Source organism: Candidatus Krumholzibacteriia bacterium (assembly GCA_030748535.1).
Lineage (GTDB): Bacteria > Krumholzibacteriota > Krumholzibacteriia > JACNKJ01 > JACNKJ01 > JASMLU01.
In genome coordinates, this window is the sequence record JASMLU010000021.1 from 1 (window position 1) to 15,252 (window position 15,252).

The window sequence follows — 15,252 nt, forward strand, 5'->3', positions numbered from 1 at the left end:
GTGTCCGATCGTCCCCACGTTTACGTGAGGCTTCGTACGCTCAAACTTCTCTTTCGCCATGGCGAATCGACCTCCTGTCCAGATCCTGCTTTTCTAGAGAACTCCAAAACGGCTGGCAATGCTGTCAGACACTTGCTCGTAATGAAGAAACTCCATCGTAAATGTTGCTCTTCCCTGAGTCAGAGACCGCAACCTTGTCATGTAACCGAACATCTCCGAGAGGGGAACGGTGGCACTCACCGCCTGTGCATCTCCCCTTGGCTCCATGCTCGTAACTTTTCCCCTGCGAGCGTTGAGATCCCCGATTACTTCCCCCGTAAACTCGTCAGGCGTTACCGCCTCCACCCTCATGAACGGCTCCAGAATCACCGGACCCGCTTCACGAGCCACCTCTCGAAAGGCCAGGGAAGCAGCGATGTGGAAGGCCTGCTCTGAAGAATCTTCCTCACTGTGGGAAGCCTTCAGAAGCTCCGCCTTGACATCTGTCATCTCGTAACCGGCAAGCACTCCCGAGGCCATCGCCTCCCGCAGTCCCCTTTCCACAGCCGGGATGTATTCCAGAGGAATCTCCCCGTCTGTGAGCCGGCTCTCAAACTCGAAGCCCGACCCGGCTTCTCCGGGAGAAAGAGCCAGAACAAGGTGAGCAAACATGCTTCTGGTTCCCGCCTGGCGCTCAAAGCGCATCTCTTTCTCCGCCCGGGCAGACACCGACTCGCGGTAGACCACCTGGGGCTTTCCGACATTCGCTTCGACCCCGAAATCCTGCTGCATCCGCTTGAGAAGAACTTCCAGATGAAGTTCTCCCATTCCGGAGATCAGGGTCTGGCCCGTGTCCTTGTCGATCCGGACCCGAAAAGTCGGATCCTCCTCCGAAAGGCGCTCAAGGGCCTCATCCAGTTTCTCCTGATCGGCCTTCGTCCGGGGCTCGATGGCGATGTCAATCACCGGCTCCGGAAAATCCATCTTCTCCAGAAGGAGAGGATGTTTCGGATCGGTCAGGGTGTCCCCCGTCCTCACCTGCTTCAGGCCCACCACGGCGGCGATATCGCCGGCGCTGACGACCTTGATCTCCTCACGCTTGTTTGCGTGCATCTGGAGCAGTCGTCCCAGGCGTTCCTTTCGGCCAAGGGCCACGTTGAGCGCCTGCTGTCCCGCTTCGAGCTTTCCGCTGTAAACGCGGATGTAGCTCAGTTTTCCAGCGAAAGGGTCGTTCGCGATCTTGAAAAGCAGTGCCGAAAAGGGCGCGCTTTCGGAGGCCTCGCGACTCTCCTTCCGACCCTTCCCCGGTACCTCTCCCTCCACCGGAGGGCGGTCCAGGGGGCTGGGCAGGTAGTGAATCACCCCGTCCAGCAGATTCTGGATCCCCTTGTTCCGGAAGGCTGAGCCGCAGAAAATCGGGACAAGCTCTGCACTCAGTGTTCCGGAGCGGATCCCTTCCCGAAGCAGTTCCGGGGAAACATCCCCGCCCTCCAGGTAGGCTTCGGCGACCTCGTCACTGAGATCGGCGAGAGCCTCAATCAGGGTTCCTCTCGCCTCCCGGACCTCCTCCTCCAGTTCCGGGGGAATCTCCCCTTCCCTGACCGAAGCTCCAAGAGTGTCCTCGTCGTAGAAACAGGCCTTCATTTCGACGAGGTCAATCAGGCCCCGGAAGCTCTCTTCACTTCCGATGGGCCACTGGACCGGCACTCCGTTCGCCCCGAGGCGATCCCGGATCTCAAGAGCCACTTTCTGAAAGTCCGCTCCCATCCGGTCCATCTTGTTCACAAGCGCCAGTCGGGGAACCCGGTAGCGATCAGCTTGTCGCCAAACGGTTTCCGACTGCGGCTCCACGCCTCCAACCGCGCAGAAGACGGCGATCATGCCGTCGAGGACCCTCAGGCTTCTTTCCACTTCCATCGTAAAGTCAACATGACCGGGCGTGTCGATGATGTTGATCCGATGGTCCTGCCAGCGGCAGCTTGTGGCGGCGGAGGTAATCGTAATCCCCCGCTCCTTCTCCTGCTCCATCCAGTCCATGGTTGCGGCGCCATCGTGCACCTCGCCCATTCGATGGATGATCCCGGCGTAGTAAAGAATCCTCTCGGTTGTCGTGGTCTTGCCAGCGTCAATATGAGCGGCAATGCCAATGTTCCGTATTCGTTCGAGAGACTCTTTCTTCGCCATGGGCCCTAAAAAACCCCTCCTGAGATTCCTTTACGCAGTACTGCAGAGAAGGAATCTCAGGAGGGGTATCCTCTCGGACCTTTTCCTGCAGGCACCGTCCCCCGGGATTCGCTTCTCCGGTGCTGGAGTCGCTCGTCACCGTCCGTGAGGGCTATGTATGTCGGCCACCTAGAACTTGAAGTGCGCGAAGGCCTTGTTGGCTTCCGCCATCCTGTGGGACTCTTCCCTTTTCTTCATGGAAGAGCCTTCCTTGCGATAGGCTGCCAGTAGTTCATTTGCCAGACGCTCGGCCATGTTCTTGTCATTGCGAGAGCGGGAATAGATAAGAATCCAGCGAATCGCAAGCGCCGTGCGCCGAGCCGGCCGCACCTCAATAGGGACCTGGTAGTTCGCACCACCGATCCGCTTGGTCATGACCTCGAGGTTGGGCTTTACGTTGTTTATGGCCGTGGTGAATACATCCAGACCCTTCTTGCCGGACTTCTCTTCGATGATGTTCATCGCACCATAGAAAATCGATTCGGAGATGCTCTTCTTGCCGCCCTTCATCATGTTGTTGATGAACTGCGTGGCCAGAGCGCTGTGCAAGCGGGCATCCGGTTCCTGGGTCTGGCGTCTGCGATATCCTCTACGAGCCATCTAAATCTCCTGCATCTACTTCTTGGGCCGCTTGGTGCCGTACTTGGAGCGCCGTTGGCCCCTGCCGTCCACACCGCTGGTGTCGAGTGCGCCGCGAACCACATGGTAGCGAACGCCTGGCAGATCCTTGACTCTGCCACCACGAATGAGGACGATGGAGTGTTCCTGAAGGTTGTGCCCCTCACCGGGGATGTAGGCAGTCGCTTCAATACCATTGGTCAAGCGAACACGAGCCACCTTGCGAAGCGCAGAGTTCGGCTTCTTCGGTGTCGTGGTGTAAACACGAGTGCAGACGCCGCGACGCTGGGGAGCCCCCTGCAAGGCTGGCGACTTGCTCTTCTGCTTGATTACCTTTCGACCCTTGCGGATCAGCTGATTCAGAGTCGGCACTCTTCTTCCTTTCCCGGTCGTACCTCTGCCCGGAGACCCTACGGTCCCGGGCTCAAAAGCCTTGTCCTTGTTCGTTTGCTTCCGGGAAGACAAAGCCGGGGCACAAGTTGACGAAGTTAAGGGGCAAATGCCCTATTGTCAAGGCTTGCGCGCCATTATCCGGTCTTATTCCTCTCCGGTTTCCTCGTCAGATCCCGGCAGTCCGGTTCCCGGGAAAACCTTGTTCTCCCCCAGAGTGGACGGATCCTGACCCAATTTCACAGTTCCCTGAGCCGCAGCTGCTGCCTCGGCTTCGGCCTCCTCGGCCTTGCGGAGTGCGATTTCCTCTTCCAGGGTTGAAAGTTCCTCGCGGGAAACATCCACATCCCGGAATTCCTTGCGACCGGTGCCGGCAGGAATCAGGCGACCCATAATGACATTCTCCTTGAGGCCGTGAAGCTCATCCTTCTTGCTGTGGATGGCGGCTTCGGTGAGAACGCGGGTGGTCTCCTGGAAACTCGCCGCGGAGATAAAGCTCTCCGTGGTCAGGGATGCCTTCGTAATCCCAAGCAGGAGGGGACGATAGGTCGCCATCTCCTTGCCCTCGGCAGCCATGCGCTCGTTTTCATCCTGGAACTCCGCCCTCTCCACCTGATCCCCCTCAAGTAAGCGGGTTTCTCCGGAGTTTTCCACCTGAACCTTCCTAAGCATTTGACGCACAATGACTTCGATGTGTTTGTCATTGATGCCCACACCCTGAAGGCGGTAGACTTCCTGGATTTCATTGAGCAGATAGCTTTGCGCGGCCTGTACACCCCGAATCGTCAGGATGTCGAAGGGGTTCACAGGGCCATCGGTCAGACGATCTCCCGCAGTGACCTCATCGCCGTCATGAACCAGCATGTGCTTCCCCTGGGGAATCAGGTATTCCGCCTGATTCTCCTCATCCCGCTTCACCAGCACCTTACGCTGTCCACGGGTAACGCCGCCAATGCTGACCGTGCCGTCAATGGCCGTCACCACCGCAGAGTCCTTGGGCTTGCGAACCTCTACGAGGTCTACAACCCGGGGCAGACCACCGGTGATATCGCCACTGTGGCCGATATCCTTGGGCACTTTAATCAGGGAGGTTCCAGCCGGGATCTTCTTGCCGTCCTTCACCTGAAGAATTGCGCCCGTGGGCAGATAGAACTTCTCCAGAACCTTGCCGTCGGGGTTGAGAACCTTGATCTCGGGATAGAGTTCCTTGGAGATGTCTTCCTTGATCACGGCCTGCATGCGCCCCTTCTCATCGGTCTCTTCCTTGAGAGTGCGACCGGGCGTGATGTCGATGAACTGAACTTCACCCTTCTTGGTGGCCACCATGGGATCCGCGTAGGGATCCCAGACGAAGAGCGGCTGGCCCTCCTTGACCTTGGCACCACTCTTCGTGTCGAGAACCGCTCCGTAAGGGGCGTTGTAACGGGCGCGAACTCTCTCCTTCTTTCCCTCGCTGACCTTGATCAGGATTTCGCCCTTGTGACCGATAACCACATGCTTCTTGTCCTGATTGAGCACGGTTCTCACATTGACGAACTCCACCCTTGCATCGCAGGGAGCGATCTTCTCCGTCTGCTGAGCGGTACCGGCGGCGATTCCACCAATGTGGAAGGTACGCAGGGTCAACTGGGTTCCCGGCTCACCAATGGACTGCGCCGCCACAACACCGACGGCCTCTCCAATATCCACCAGACGATTTGTACCCAGATTCCGTCCGTAGCAACTGCGACAAACTCCGCGACGGGTCTCACAGGTGAGGACCGAACGGATCTTGACGGATTCGATTCCGGCGTTTTCAATCTTCAGGGCCAGATCGTCGTCGACCAGGGTTCCTGCCCCGATCAGGAGATCTCCGGTCAGGGGATCGTATGCATCGTCGGCCAGGACCCGTCCCTCGATACGGTCTGCGAGAGTCTCGATGACCTCCTCGCCTTCCTTGAGGGCCTCGGTATCCAGCCCGCGAATCGTACCGCAGTCCTCCTCCGTGATAATCACATCCTGCGCGACATCCACCAGACGTCGGGTCAGGTAACCCGCGTCCGCCGTTTTGAGAGCGGTATCGGCAAGACCCTTTCGCGCACCGTGAGTGGAGATGAAGTACTGAAGCACCGACAAGCCCTCACGGAAATTGCTCTTGATGGGCTGCTCGATGATTTCACCGATCTGACCGGTCATCTTCTTCTGGGGCTTGGCCATCAGACCACGCATTCCCGCAAGCTGACTGATCTGGTCGCGGCTTCCCCGACTTCCGGAGTGAGCCATCATAAAGACCGGGTTGAAACCCTTTCTGTCCTCCTTCATCTCACGCATCATGGCATCGGCCACGCTTTCACGAGCCTGCGTCCAGCGGTCAATGATTCGATTGTAGCGCTCTGCCTCGGAGATTTTCTTGTTCTCGAAGGATGCATGAATCTTGTCGACTTCCTTCTGCGCGGAGTCGAGGATCTTCTCCTTCTCCGGGGGAATGATCAGGTCATCAATCCCGATGGTCACGCCTGCGAGCGTCGCATAGTGGAAGCCAAGATCTTTCAGGTCGTCCAGGAAGGTGACGATCTCGTCCCCATCGAGAACCTTGTAAGCCCGGCCCACCAGACGGCCCAGATTCTTCTTGTCCATCAGTTCATTGACGAAGCCCAGTTTCGGGCTGACGCATTCGTTCAGGACAACGCGACCCGGGGTCGTTTCCAGCCACTCTTCTCCCACCTTCAACTGAATCACACTGTGCAGGGTTACTGCACCGTGATCCATGGCCTGGAGAACCTCCGCAGTGGATCCGAAGTGCATTCCCTCGCCCGGCTCGCCCGGCTTCTCCTTGGTCAGGTAGTAGGAACCGAGCACCATGTCCTGGTGAGGAGCCGCCACAGGCTTGCCGCTGCTGGGCAGGAGAATGTTGTTCGCTGACATCATCAGGACGCGGCACTCCAGTTGGGCTTCGAAGGAAAGAGGCACATGTACGGCCATCTGGTCTCCGTCGAAGTCCGCATTGAAGGCTTGGCAGACCAGAGGATGGATGCGAATGGCCTTGCCCTCCACGAGAACCGGCTGGAAAGCCTGGATCCCGAGTCGGTGCAGGGTTGGCGCACGGTTCAGGAGAACCGGGTGATCCTGAATGATTTCCTCAAGAATATCCCAGACTTCGGGGCTCTGTCTCTCGACGAGCTTCCGGGCACTCTTGACCGTTTCCACATAGCCCTTTTCCTCCAGCTTGCGGATGATGAAGGGCTTGAACAATTCGAGAGCCATGCTCTTGGGCAGCCCGCACTCGTGGAGCTTCAGTTCGGGTCCGACCACGATGACCGAACGACCGGAGTAGTCCACACGCTTTCCGAGCAGGTTCTGGCGGAAGCGACCCTGTTTCCCCTTGAGCATGTCGCTGAGGCTCTTCAGGGGGCGATTTCCGTGCCCGCGCACTGCGCGACTGCGGCGGCCATTGTCAAAGAGGGCGTCCACGGCTTCCTGCAGCATTCTCTTCTCATTGCGAAGGATGACTTCGGGAGCCTTGATTTCGATCAGTTTCCGGAGCCGGTTATTCCGGTTGATGATGCGGCGGTAGAGATCGTTCAGGTCGCTGGTCGCAAAACGCCCGCCCTCCAGCGGAACCAGAGGCCGAAGGTCCGGAGGAAGCACCGGGATGACATCGAGAATCATCCAGGAGGGATCATTCTCGGAGTTGCGGAAGGCCTCGGTCACTCTCAAACGCTTGAGGGCATCCGCCTTGCGCTGCTGACTCGTCTCGTTGGCGATCTGGTCACGAAGCTCAATGGCCAGTTCTTCGAGCTCAATCTGCTGAAGCAGGTCCTTGACCGCCGCCGCGCCCATCTTGGCCTCGAACTCAAAGCCCTCATCGAGAAGCTCGTAGTAGCGTTCCTCGCTGATCAGCTCCCGCATTTCCAGAGTGGTGTTTCCAACATCGGTCACCAGGTAACTCTCGTAGTAGAGAACTCTCTCCAGATCCTTGATCGTCATTCCAAGGAGATGCCCGATGCGACTGGGCAGGCCCTTGAAAAACCAGATGTGGGAAACGGGAACGGCCAGTTCGACATGTCCCATTCTCTCGCGACGAACACGGGAGAGAGTGACTTCGACACCGCAACGGTCACAGATCACGCCGCGATAACGAATTCTCTTGTACTTGTTGCAGGCACATTCCCAGTCCTTGACCGGTCCGAAGATCTTCTCACAGAAAAGTCCGTTCTTCTCCGGCTTGAAGGAGCGGTAGTTGATGGTCTCCGGCTTGGTGACCTCACCATAGCTCCATTCCCGGATCTTGTCCGGACTGGCGAGCGAGACCTGGATCGACTTGAAGTCAGGAATCTCGGCTTCCCTGTTTTTCATGCTCAGGTACACGAAAACCTCCTAAAAGCCCCGGTCCCCGGGGGAAAGGGGACTAGGCTTTTTCAAGTTCCACGTCCAGGCAAAGGGCCTGAAGTTCCTTGACCAGTACGTTAAATGACTCGGGCACGCCGGGCTTGGGAGGGTTTTCTCCCTTGACCAGTGCTTCATATACTGCCGACCTTCCGGCCACATCATCACTCTTGACCGTCAACAATTCCTGCAGGGTGTGCGCGGCTCCATAGGCCTCCAGGGCCCAGACTTCCATTTCACCGAAGCGCTGTCCACCGAACTGGGCCTTGCCGCCCAGAGGCTGCTGAGTCACCAGGCTGTAGGGTCCGATGCTCCTGGCGTGAATCTTGTCATCGACCAGGTGGGAGAGCTTCATCATGTAGATGTAGCCAACGGTCACCTCGTCACCGAAAGCATCCCCGGTTCTTCCATCATAGAGCGGCGTCTTGCCGGTCTCGGGCAGATTGGCTTCGCGAAGCGCGGCACGCACCTCATCAATGCTCGCCCCGTCGAAGACTCCCGTGGAGGCCTTCAGCCCCAGCATTTCCATAGCCCAGCCAAGGTGGGTCTCCAGAACCTGGCCCACGTTCATTCGACTGGGAACACCCAGAGGATTGAGTACGATCTGAACCGGAGTTCCATCGGGCAGATAAGGCATGTCCTCTTCCGGGAGAATCTTGGCGATCACGCCCTTGTTCCCGTGACGGCCCGCCATCTTGTCGCCCACCGAAAGCTTGCGCTTTCTTGCGACATAGACCTTGACCATCTGGATCACGCCCGCCGGCAGCTCGTCACCAAGCTGGAGGCGATCCTTTTCCTTCTCCAGATCGCGTTCCACCTTCTCGAGAGCACGATGGGCACCGTCGACGATGAGCTTGATGTGCTTGTCCGTGGGAAGATCCTGCACGATGGGAAGACCCCAGTGCAGACCATTCAGGTCCAGTTCATCAAAGAGGGCCTCGCTGATCTTGCGACCCTTGCGAACCAGCACCTCTCCAGTCTCGGCATGAACCAGCTTCTGACAGGTCTGGCCGATCATTTTCTCGCGCAAACGGGTCTCCCGAATCTTCATGATCCGCTTGCGCTCTTCCTTTGCGTTCTTCTCGAGCTTCTCGAGGCGACGGCCCTCTTCCCTGCGAGCCTGATCCGTGCGCTCCTTGCGGGAGAAGGTCTTCACATCAACCACGATCCCGTCCATTCCCGGAGGTGCCTTGAGGCTGGCATTGCGAACATCACCGGCCTTGTCGCCAAAGATCGCGCGCAGCAGTCTTTCTTCGGGGCTCAACTCGGTTTCACCCTTGGGGGTTACCTTTCCCACGAGAATATTGCCGGGCCGAACATGGGCACCGATCCGGATCACTCCATCTTCATCCAGATCCTTGAGCAGATCCTCTCTCTCATTGGGAACCTCGCGAGTAATTTCCTCGCGACCGGCCTTGATCTCCCGAACCTGGCACTCGAACTCCTCGATGTGAACCGAGGTAAAGCGGTCATGCTTGACCAGGTTGTCACTGAGCAGGATGGCATCCTCATAATTGTAGCCACCCCAGGGCATGAAGGAGACAAGAACGTTCTGACCAAGCGCCAGTTCGCCTTTCTCCGTGCCAGGGCCATCGGCAATCACCTGACCAGTCGTAACCTTGTCGCCCGGCTTGACCGTGGCTCTCTGGTTGATGCAGGTGTCCTGATTGGAGCGGCGGAATTTCTGGAGACGGTAGACATCCTGACCCTCGAATCCCGAGTAGTCCTCCAGGTCGGAACTGCGGGAGCGGGAAGGCTGGACGATAATCTGGTCGCCCGTCACGCTCTGGATGGTTCCCGCTCTGGAAGCAACCACCACGGCCTGACTGTCCCGGGCCACCCTGTCCTCCATTCCGGTTCCCACAAGAGGGCTCTCGGTGCGAAGAAGAGGAACGGCCTGTCGCTGCATGTTGCAGCCCATCAGCGCGCGGTTTGCATCGTCATGCTCGAGGAATGGAATCAGGCTGGCCGCCGCACTCACCATCTGGGTCGGCGAAACATCCATGTACTCCACTTCGCTGGACTGGGCCAGCGGGAACTCTCCCTGCTCACGGGAGAGGACCTGGTCATTGACGAAACGGGCTCTTGTGTCCAGCGGGGCATTGGCCTGGGCGATCAACACCCGATCCTCTTCGTCCGCACTGAGGAACTCGATCTCGTCGGTAGCGCGACCCTTCTTCACCACGCGGTAAGGCGTTTCCAGAAATCCAAAGGGATTGACCCGGGCATAGGTCGAGAGACTGGTGATCAGGCCGATGTTCGGTCCTTCCGGCGTCTCGATCGGACACATTCGGCCATAGTGCGTGTAGTGAACATCCCGAACCTCAAAGCCCGCACGCTCACGGGTCAGCCCTCCGGGGCCGAGAGCCGAAAGACGGCGCTTGTGCGTCAGTTCGGAAAGCGGGTTCGTCTGGTCCATGAACTGCGAAAGCTGGCTGCTTCCGAAGAAGGACTGAATCACCGCAGAAATCGTCCGGGCATTGACCAGGTCCGCCGGCGTGACACTGTCGCTGTCCTGCAGGGCCATGCGTTCCTTGATGATGCGTGCCATGCGGGAAAGACCCAGACTGAACTGGTTGCCGAGAAGCTCGCCCACCGAACGAATCCTGCGATTGCCCAGATGGTCGATATCATCGGTCATGTAATGACGGCCGTCCTTGGCCTTGATGCCCAGCAGGTATTCGATGACAGCGACAATGTCCGTCGGTGTCAGAACCGTTGTGCCGATAGAAACATCCAGGTTCAGGCGGGTATTGATCTTGTAGCGGCCCACGCCGGCCAGATCGTAACGCTTCTCGTTGAAGAAGAGACGGTCGAGCAGGGCGCGAGCGGTTTCGATGTTGGGCGGATCGCCGGGGCGCAGCAGATTGTAGATGTACTTGAGCGCCTCTTCCTCTGACTTGGTCGGATCCTTGGCCAGGGTGTTGAGGATGACCTTGCTCCTCATGTCTCCTTCACCGGAGAGAAGCTCCATATCATAGGTCTTTACCTGGCGCATGAGGGCCAGGAGAGCCTCGGTGACCGGGCTTCCTGACTCGGCGAGAATCTCTCCGGTCTCGGGGTTGAAAATATCCCCAATGATGATCCGGTCGACAAGATCCGCATCCGACTTGCTCGTGCGCTTGGTGATGCTCAACTGCTCAAAAGAGCAGAAGGCCTTCAGAAGCTTGGCATCGCTGTCGTAGCCGACCGCGCGCAGGAGGATCGTTACCGGAAGTTTCTTCTTCCGGTCGATGTGGACGAACATCGTGTCGTTGATGTCGGTGGTAAACTCAACCCAGCTTCCACGATAGGGAATGATCCGGGCGCTGTAGAGCAGTTTGCCGTTGGGGTGAACCGATTCGCTGAAGAAGACTCCCGGTGAACGGTGCAACTGACTGACAATGACGCGCTCGGCGCCATTGATCACGAAGGTTCCCTTGCTCGTAAGCAGGGGAAGCTCTCCGAGATAGACCTCGGACTCGATGATGTCCTTGACGCGCGACTCGGTCTCTCCCTCGGGAGTTTCCTTGACGATAAGACGCAGGCGCGATTTCAGGGGAGCCACAAAGGTCAGGTCGCGCTCCTGACACTCTTCCACGGAGTACTTGGGCTCACCTACTGAGTAGTCCAGATACTCCAGGATAAAGTCGCTGCGAGCCGACTCAATCGGAAACACCGACTCGAACACCGCCTGAAGTCCCTCATTCTTCCGCTGTCTCGATGCAGTGCGCGACTGCAGGAAGTTATTGAAAGACTCGACCTGCACTGCAAGCAGGTCGGGGATCTCCATGACGGGAGTCAGTTTCGAATAGTTACGCCTGGAACTGTTCTCGGGAATTCCCACCTTGGCCTCCGAAGGTCTCGGTACAAGAAAAGGATGGACATGCCCGGAGAGTTTCCTCCGGGCAGCGTCCAGAAATCAGGGGAACCGTCGAACTACTTGACTTCGACGACCGCTCCAGCTTCCTCGAGCTGAGTCTTGAAGCCATCGGCTTCATCCTTGGAGACCGCTTCCTTGACGGATTTGGGCGCTCCATCGACCAGCTCCTTGGCTTCCTTCAGTCCCAGGCCCGTGATGGCGCGAACCACCTTGATCACCTGGATCTTCTTGTCGCCTGCGGCGGAAAGGACCACATCAAACTCGGTCTTCTCTTCCGCTGCGTCCTCCCCGCCACCGGCGGCGGGCATGGCCATCGCCATGGGGGCGGCAGCCGTAACACCAAACTTGTCTTCCAGGGCCTTTACGAGCTCTGAGAGCTCCATGACGGAGAGTTCCTCCACCTGGCCGACGATGGTTTCGATCTTCTCGGACATTTCAGTCTCCTCATTTCGCCTGCGAACCGGACCTTGCCGGAAGGGCGGGTCTGGGCCGCTAGGCGGCGTTTTCCTTCTGTTTTGCAATCTGGTCGAGTGCGTTCACGAGATTCGCCAGGTTGGCGTTCAGCACACGGGCCAGCCCCGAAATCGGAGCCTGCAGTGTGCCAACCACCATTCCGAGCAGTTCTTTGCGCCCCGGCAGGGAAGCAAGAGCCTCCACGCCGCTGGCATCAATGGCCTGCCCGTCAACATAGCCACCCTTGAAAGAGAGCTTCTGGAATTCCTTCTGGAAGTCCCGAAGCACCTTTGCGGGTGCGGTGAAATCATCGCTGTATGCCACTGCGGTCGGCCCGGCGAAATGATCGCCAAGCCCCTCCATGCCCGCCTTCTCGGCGGCGCGGGAGAGCAGGGTGTTCTTGATGACCTGGAAGGTCACCCCGGACTCACGGCAACGCTTCCTCAACTCGGAAATCTCCGCGACATCAATTCCCATGAAATCGCAGAGCACCAGGCTGTTGGAAGCCTCCAGCTGTGTGGCGATCGTCTCGACCAGCGCTACTTTTTCAGCATTTGGCATGGTCGTATGCCCCTCTCTGACCTCTAAAAGTTCTGCTAGACCTTTGTGACAAACTCTGAGTCCGCGAGCCGGATGGAAGGACCCATCGCCGAGCTCAAATAAGCCGACTTGATGTACTTCCCCTTGGCGGAGGCAGGTTTGACACGAAGGAGTTCCTGAATCAGGGTCCGGATGTTTTCCTCAAGCTTGTCGGACTCGAAGGAGGACTTGCCGACGGTGACGTGAATATTCGCGCCCTTGTCGGTCCGGTACTCCACCTTGCCCGCCTTGACTTCCTGGACAGCCTTGCCGACGTCCTTCGTAACCGTTCCACTCTTTGGATTCGGCATGAGTCCCTTGGGGCCCAGAATCTTTCCGAGCCTGCCCAGATCCTTCATCATGTCCGGAGTCGTTACAATTACGTCCGTGTCCGACCAGCCGCCCTGGATTTTCTCCAGATATTCGTCGGTTCCGACCATGTCGGCACCGGCCTCTTCTGCGGCAGTGGCATCTTCACCCTTCACCAGGGCGAGAACACGGATCGTGCGACCCGTTCCATTAGGAAGGACCACGGTCCCGCGGAGCATTTGATCCGCGTGACGGGGATCCACGCCGAGATTCGCAGAGAGTTCAACCGTTTCGTCGAACTTCGTCTTCGCCATCTTCCGAACCAGATCCACCGCTTCCAAAACCGTGTAAGAGGTGTCTCTATCCCGGAGAGCGGCACTCTCTCGGTAATTCTTCCCACGCTTCATCGTATATTCCTGACGATCAGCTTGGATTGTGACTAGTTCACAGAGGGAAACAACCGGCGGCTGAGAAGCTGTATTTCCCGCCCTCCAGCCGGGAAACCAAACCATCCGATTCTTTTTGAAGGTTAAGCCTCTACTTCAATCCCCATGCTGCGTGCCGTTCCCGCAATCATCAGCATCGCGTTCTCGACATTGGCGGCATTGAGATCCGGCGCCTTCAATTCTGCAATATCACGAACCTGCTTCGGACTCACCACTCCGACCTTGTTCCGGTTGGGTTCTCCGGAACCTTTCTCCAGACCGGCGGCCTTGAGGAGAAGAACCGCCGCGGGCGGAGTCTTCGTGATGAAGGAGAAGCTGCGATCCGTGTAGACAGAGATCACCACGGGGGTGATCATGCCCTGCTGGTTCTGCGTCTGGGCGTTAAAGGCCTTACAGAACTCCATGATGTTTACCTGGTGCTGACCAAGAGCCGGGCCCACGGGAGGTGCAGGGGTCGCCTGTCCACCGGGGATCTGCACCTTGATCTGCGCTACCACTTTTTTCTTTGATGGCTTGGCCATTCCTACTCCCGATCCTTCTTCCGAAGAGCTAGAGTTGCTCCACCTGGAGGAAATCCAGTTGAACGGGCGTTTCCCGCCCGAAGATGCTAACCATGACCTTGAGGGTTCCCCGTTCCCGGTTCACCTCGTCGACCACCCCGTTAAACTCGCTGAAGGGGCCGTCAATGACCTTCACATGATCCCCTACGGAATAGGGAATCTCCGTCGTCGTATGCTCCTGCGGCCTCTCGATTCTACCGAGAACCCGATTCACCTCGGGCGGGCGTAGGGGCGTGGGACGGCGGGAGGAATCCCGGGGATCCTGTCCGACAAAACCTGTGACACCGCTGATGTCGGTCACGAGATGGAAGGCCTGATCGCCCATTTCCATTTCTACAAGAATGTAGCCGGGGAAGTACTTCTTCGTGGAAGTGGTCTTCTTCCCCATCTTCATCTCGGTGACTTCCTCGGTCGGAACCAGGATGCGACCAATACGGTCTTCCATGTCCTCGAGGAGAACCCGGCGCAGGAGGTTTGTCCTCACCTTGTTCTCGTGCCCCGAATAGGTATGAACCACATACCATTTCATCTTCGGGTTCACAGGATCAAGGGAGAGGGGATCCGTGGAGTCGCCACCGGATTCAGGAACTCTCTCCTCTTCGGGCAACTCCTCGGAGGAAACTGCCTCAACCGTATCCTCCGCTAGCGGGGCCTCGGGCTCCGGAGCCGCCGCCGCGTCGGCGGGAGCGGAAAAGGGTTCCTCCACCACAAGCTCTTCGCCGCTCTCCTCCACAGAAGAGGGAGCTTCGGTCTCGGCTAGCGGTTCCTCGCCCAGGCTGTTTTCCAGCTTGTCTTCCAGCATGTCCTCGCGCCTGTTCCTAGATTCCACTGAGCAGACGGGTGATTCCGTCCACCGCAATTCCCATGAAGCGGTCAACAACAAAAATAAAGACCGTGACCAGGAAAGTAGCAATAATCACCACGCGGGTAGACTCTTTGAGCTCCTGCATAGTGGGCCAGGTGACCTTGCCCATTTCGAGCCAGACTTCCCTCAGGTAAGCCCTCAATTTCCCGATCATGACATCTCCCTTGCCCTGCTTGCTCCGAAACCGGTTCCGGAAGCAACGTTGACAGTACTCCGGCAGGCCAGGAGGGATTCGAACCCCCAACCCTCGGTTTTGGAGACCGACGCTCTACCAATTAGAGCTACTGGCCTATGGAAGCCCTAACGGGCCTCCTTGAAAATCGCGTGCTTCTGTTCCCGGGGGCAGTACTTCTTCTGCTCAATCCGGTCCGGATGAAGCCGCTTGTTTTTGGTCGTGGTGTACCAGGTCTTTTTGCACGAGGTACAACGCAGCTTCACGATCTCTCGCATGACTCCCCCTCAGAGAATCAGAATTGGATGCTATTCAGAAATCTCGGTAACCACTCCGGCGCCCACCGTGCGGCCACCCTCACGAATCGCGAAACGAAGGTTCTCTTCCATCGCGATCGGAGTGATCAACTCTACCGTCAGTTTCACATTGTC

The 15,252-nt window shown here is 57.9% G+C and carries 13 protein-coding genes and 1 tRNA gene; all 14 read right to left on the minus strand.

What is annotated here, in order from left to right:
* Positions 1–93 precede the first annotated feature (93 nt).
* Positions 94–2,163 carry an elongation factor G gene (gene fusA, locus QGH30_09580; protein ID MDP7022583.1) on the minus strand — a complete coding sequence of 690 codons (2,070 nt, stop codon included), beginning with the start codon at positions 2,161–2,163 and terminating at the stop codon, positions 94–96.
* Between the two features lie 168 nt (positions 2,164–2,331).
* A complete protein-coding gene (rpsG, locus tag QGH30_09585; GenBank protein ID MDP7022584.1) occupies positions 2,332–2,802 on the minus strand; it encodes a 30S ribosomal protein S7 in 471 nt (156 codons plus the stop codon).
* A gap of 15 nt (positions 2,803–2,817) precedes the next feature.
* A complete protein-coding gene (rpsL, locus tag QGH30_09590; GenBank protein MDP7022585.1) occupies positions 2,818–3,192 on the minus strand; it encodes a 30S ribosomal protein S12 in 375 nt (124 codons plus the stop codon).
* Between the two features lie 165 nt (positions 3,193–3,357).
* Entirely contained in the window at positions 3,358–7,545 is a 4,188-nt protein-coding gene (gene rpoC / locus QGH30_09595; protein MDP7022586.1) for a DNA-directed RNA polymerase subunit beta', read from the minus strand.
* A gap of 52 nt (positions 7,546–7,597) precedes the next feature.
* A complete protein-coding gene (gene rpoB / locus QGH30_09600; protein ID MDP7022587.1) occupies positions 7,598–11,401 on the minus strand; it encodes a DNA-directed RNA polymerase subunit beta in 3,804 nt (1,267 codons plus the stop codon).
* 92 nt (positions 11,402–11,493) lie between these two features.
* A complete protein-coding gene (gene rplL / locus QGH30_09605; protein MDP7022588.1) occupies positions 11,494–11,871 on the minus strand; it encodes a 50S ribosomal protein L7/L12 in 378 nt (125 codons plus the stop codon).
* A gap of 58 nt (positions 11,872–11,929) precedes the next feature.
* On the minus strand, positions 11,930–12,451 hold the full coding sequence (gene rplJ / locus QGH30_09610; protein MDP7022589.1) for a 50S ribosomal protein L10: 522 nt from the start codon (positions 12,449–12,451) through the stop codon (positions 11,930–11,932).
* A 35-nt stretch (positions 12,452–12,486) separates the two neighbouring features.
* Complete coding sequence (gene rplA, locus QGH30_09615; protein MDP7022590.1) at positions 12,487–13,185, minus strand: 50S ribosomal protein L1; 699 nt, start codon at positions 13,183–13,185, stop codon at positions 12,487–12,489.
* Between the two features lie 122 nt (positions 13,186–13,307).
* Positions 13,308–13,745 carry a 50S ribosomal protein L11 gene (gene rplK / locus QGH30_09620; GenBank protein MDP7022591.1) on the minus strand — a complete coding sequence of 146 codons (438 nt, stop codon included), beginning with the start codon at positions 13,743–13,745 and terminating at the stop codon, positions 13,308–13,310.
* Between the two features lie 28 nt (positions 13,746–13,773).
* Positions 13,774–14,613, minus strand: a complete 840-nt coding sequence (nusG, locus tag QGH30_09625; GenBank protein MDP7022592.1) for a transcription termination/antitermination protein NusG — start codon at positions 14,611–14,613, stop codon at positions 13,774–13,776.
* Positions 14,603–14,803 carry a preprotein translocase subunit SecE gene (secE, locus tag QGH30_09630; GenBank protein MDP7022593.1) on the minus strand — a complete coding sequence of 67 codons (201 nt, stop codon included), beginning with the start codon at positions 14,801–14,803 and terminating at the stop codon, positions 14,603–14,605. The genes nusG and secE overlap by 11 nt, the downstream gene beginning before the upstream one ends.
* A 63-nt stretch (positions 14,804–14,866) precedes the next feature.
* A tRNA-Trp gene (locus QGH30_09635) sits at positions 14,867–14,940 on the minus strand.
* 9 nt (positions 14,941–14,949) lie between these two features.
* On the minus strand, positions 14,950–15,099 hold the full coding sequence (gene rpmG / locus QGH30_09640; protein ID MDP7022594.1) for a 50S ribosomal protein L33: 150 nt from the start codon (positions 15,097–15,099) through the stop codon (positions 14,950–14,952).
* Between the two features lie 30 nt (positions 15,100–15,129).
* Positions 15,130–15,252 (minus strand): elongation factor Tu (gene tuf, locus QGH30_09645; GenBank protein MDP7022595.1); only part of this gene is annotated, 123 nt, incomplete at its 5' end.

Excerpts from the sequence above, each read along its gene's own strand:
- fusA (MDP7022583.1), bottom strand. The coding sequence starts at position 2,163 with ATGGCGAAGAAAGAGTCTCTCGAACGAATACGGAACATTGGCATTGCC.
- rpsG (MDP7022584.1), bottom strand. The coding sequence starts at position 2,802 with ATGGCTCGTAGAGGATATCGCAGACGCCAGACCCAGGAACCGGATGCC.
- rpoC (MDP7022586.1), bottom strand. The coding sequence starts at position 7,545 with ATGAAAAACAGGGAAGCCGAGATTCCTGACTTCAAGTCGATCCAGGTC.
- rplL (MDP7022588.1), bottom strand. The coding sequence starts at position 11,871 with ATGTCCGAGAAGATCGAAACCATCGTCGGCCAGGTGGAGGAACTCTCC.
- rplJ (MDP7022589.1), bottom strand. The coding sequence starts at position 12,451 with ATGCCAAATGCTGAAAAAGTAGCGCTGGTCGAGACGATCGCCACACAG.
- rplA (MDP7022590.1), bottom strand. The coding sequence starts at position 13,185 with ATGAAGCGTGGGAAGAATTACCGAGAGAGTGCCGCTCTCCGGGATAGA.
- rplK (MDP7022591.1), bottom strand. The coding sequence starts at position 13,745 with ATGGCCAAGCCATCAAAGAAAAAAGTGGTAGCGCAGATCAAGGTGCAG.
- secE (MDP7022593.1), bottom strand. The coding sequence starts at position 14,803 with ATGATCGGGAAATTGAGGGCTTACCTGAGGGAAGTCTGGCTCGAAATG.
- rpmG (MDP7022594.1), bottom strand. The coding sequence starts at position 15,099 with ATGCGAGAGATCGTGAAGCTGCGTTGTACCTCGTGCAAAAAGACCTGG.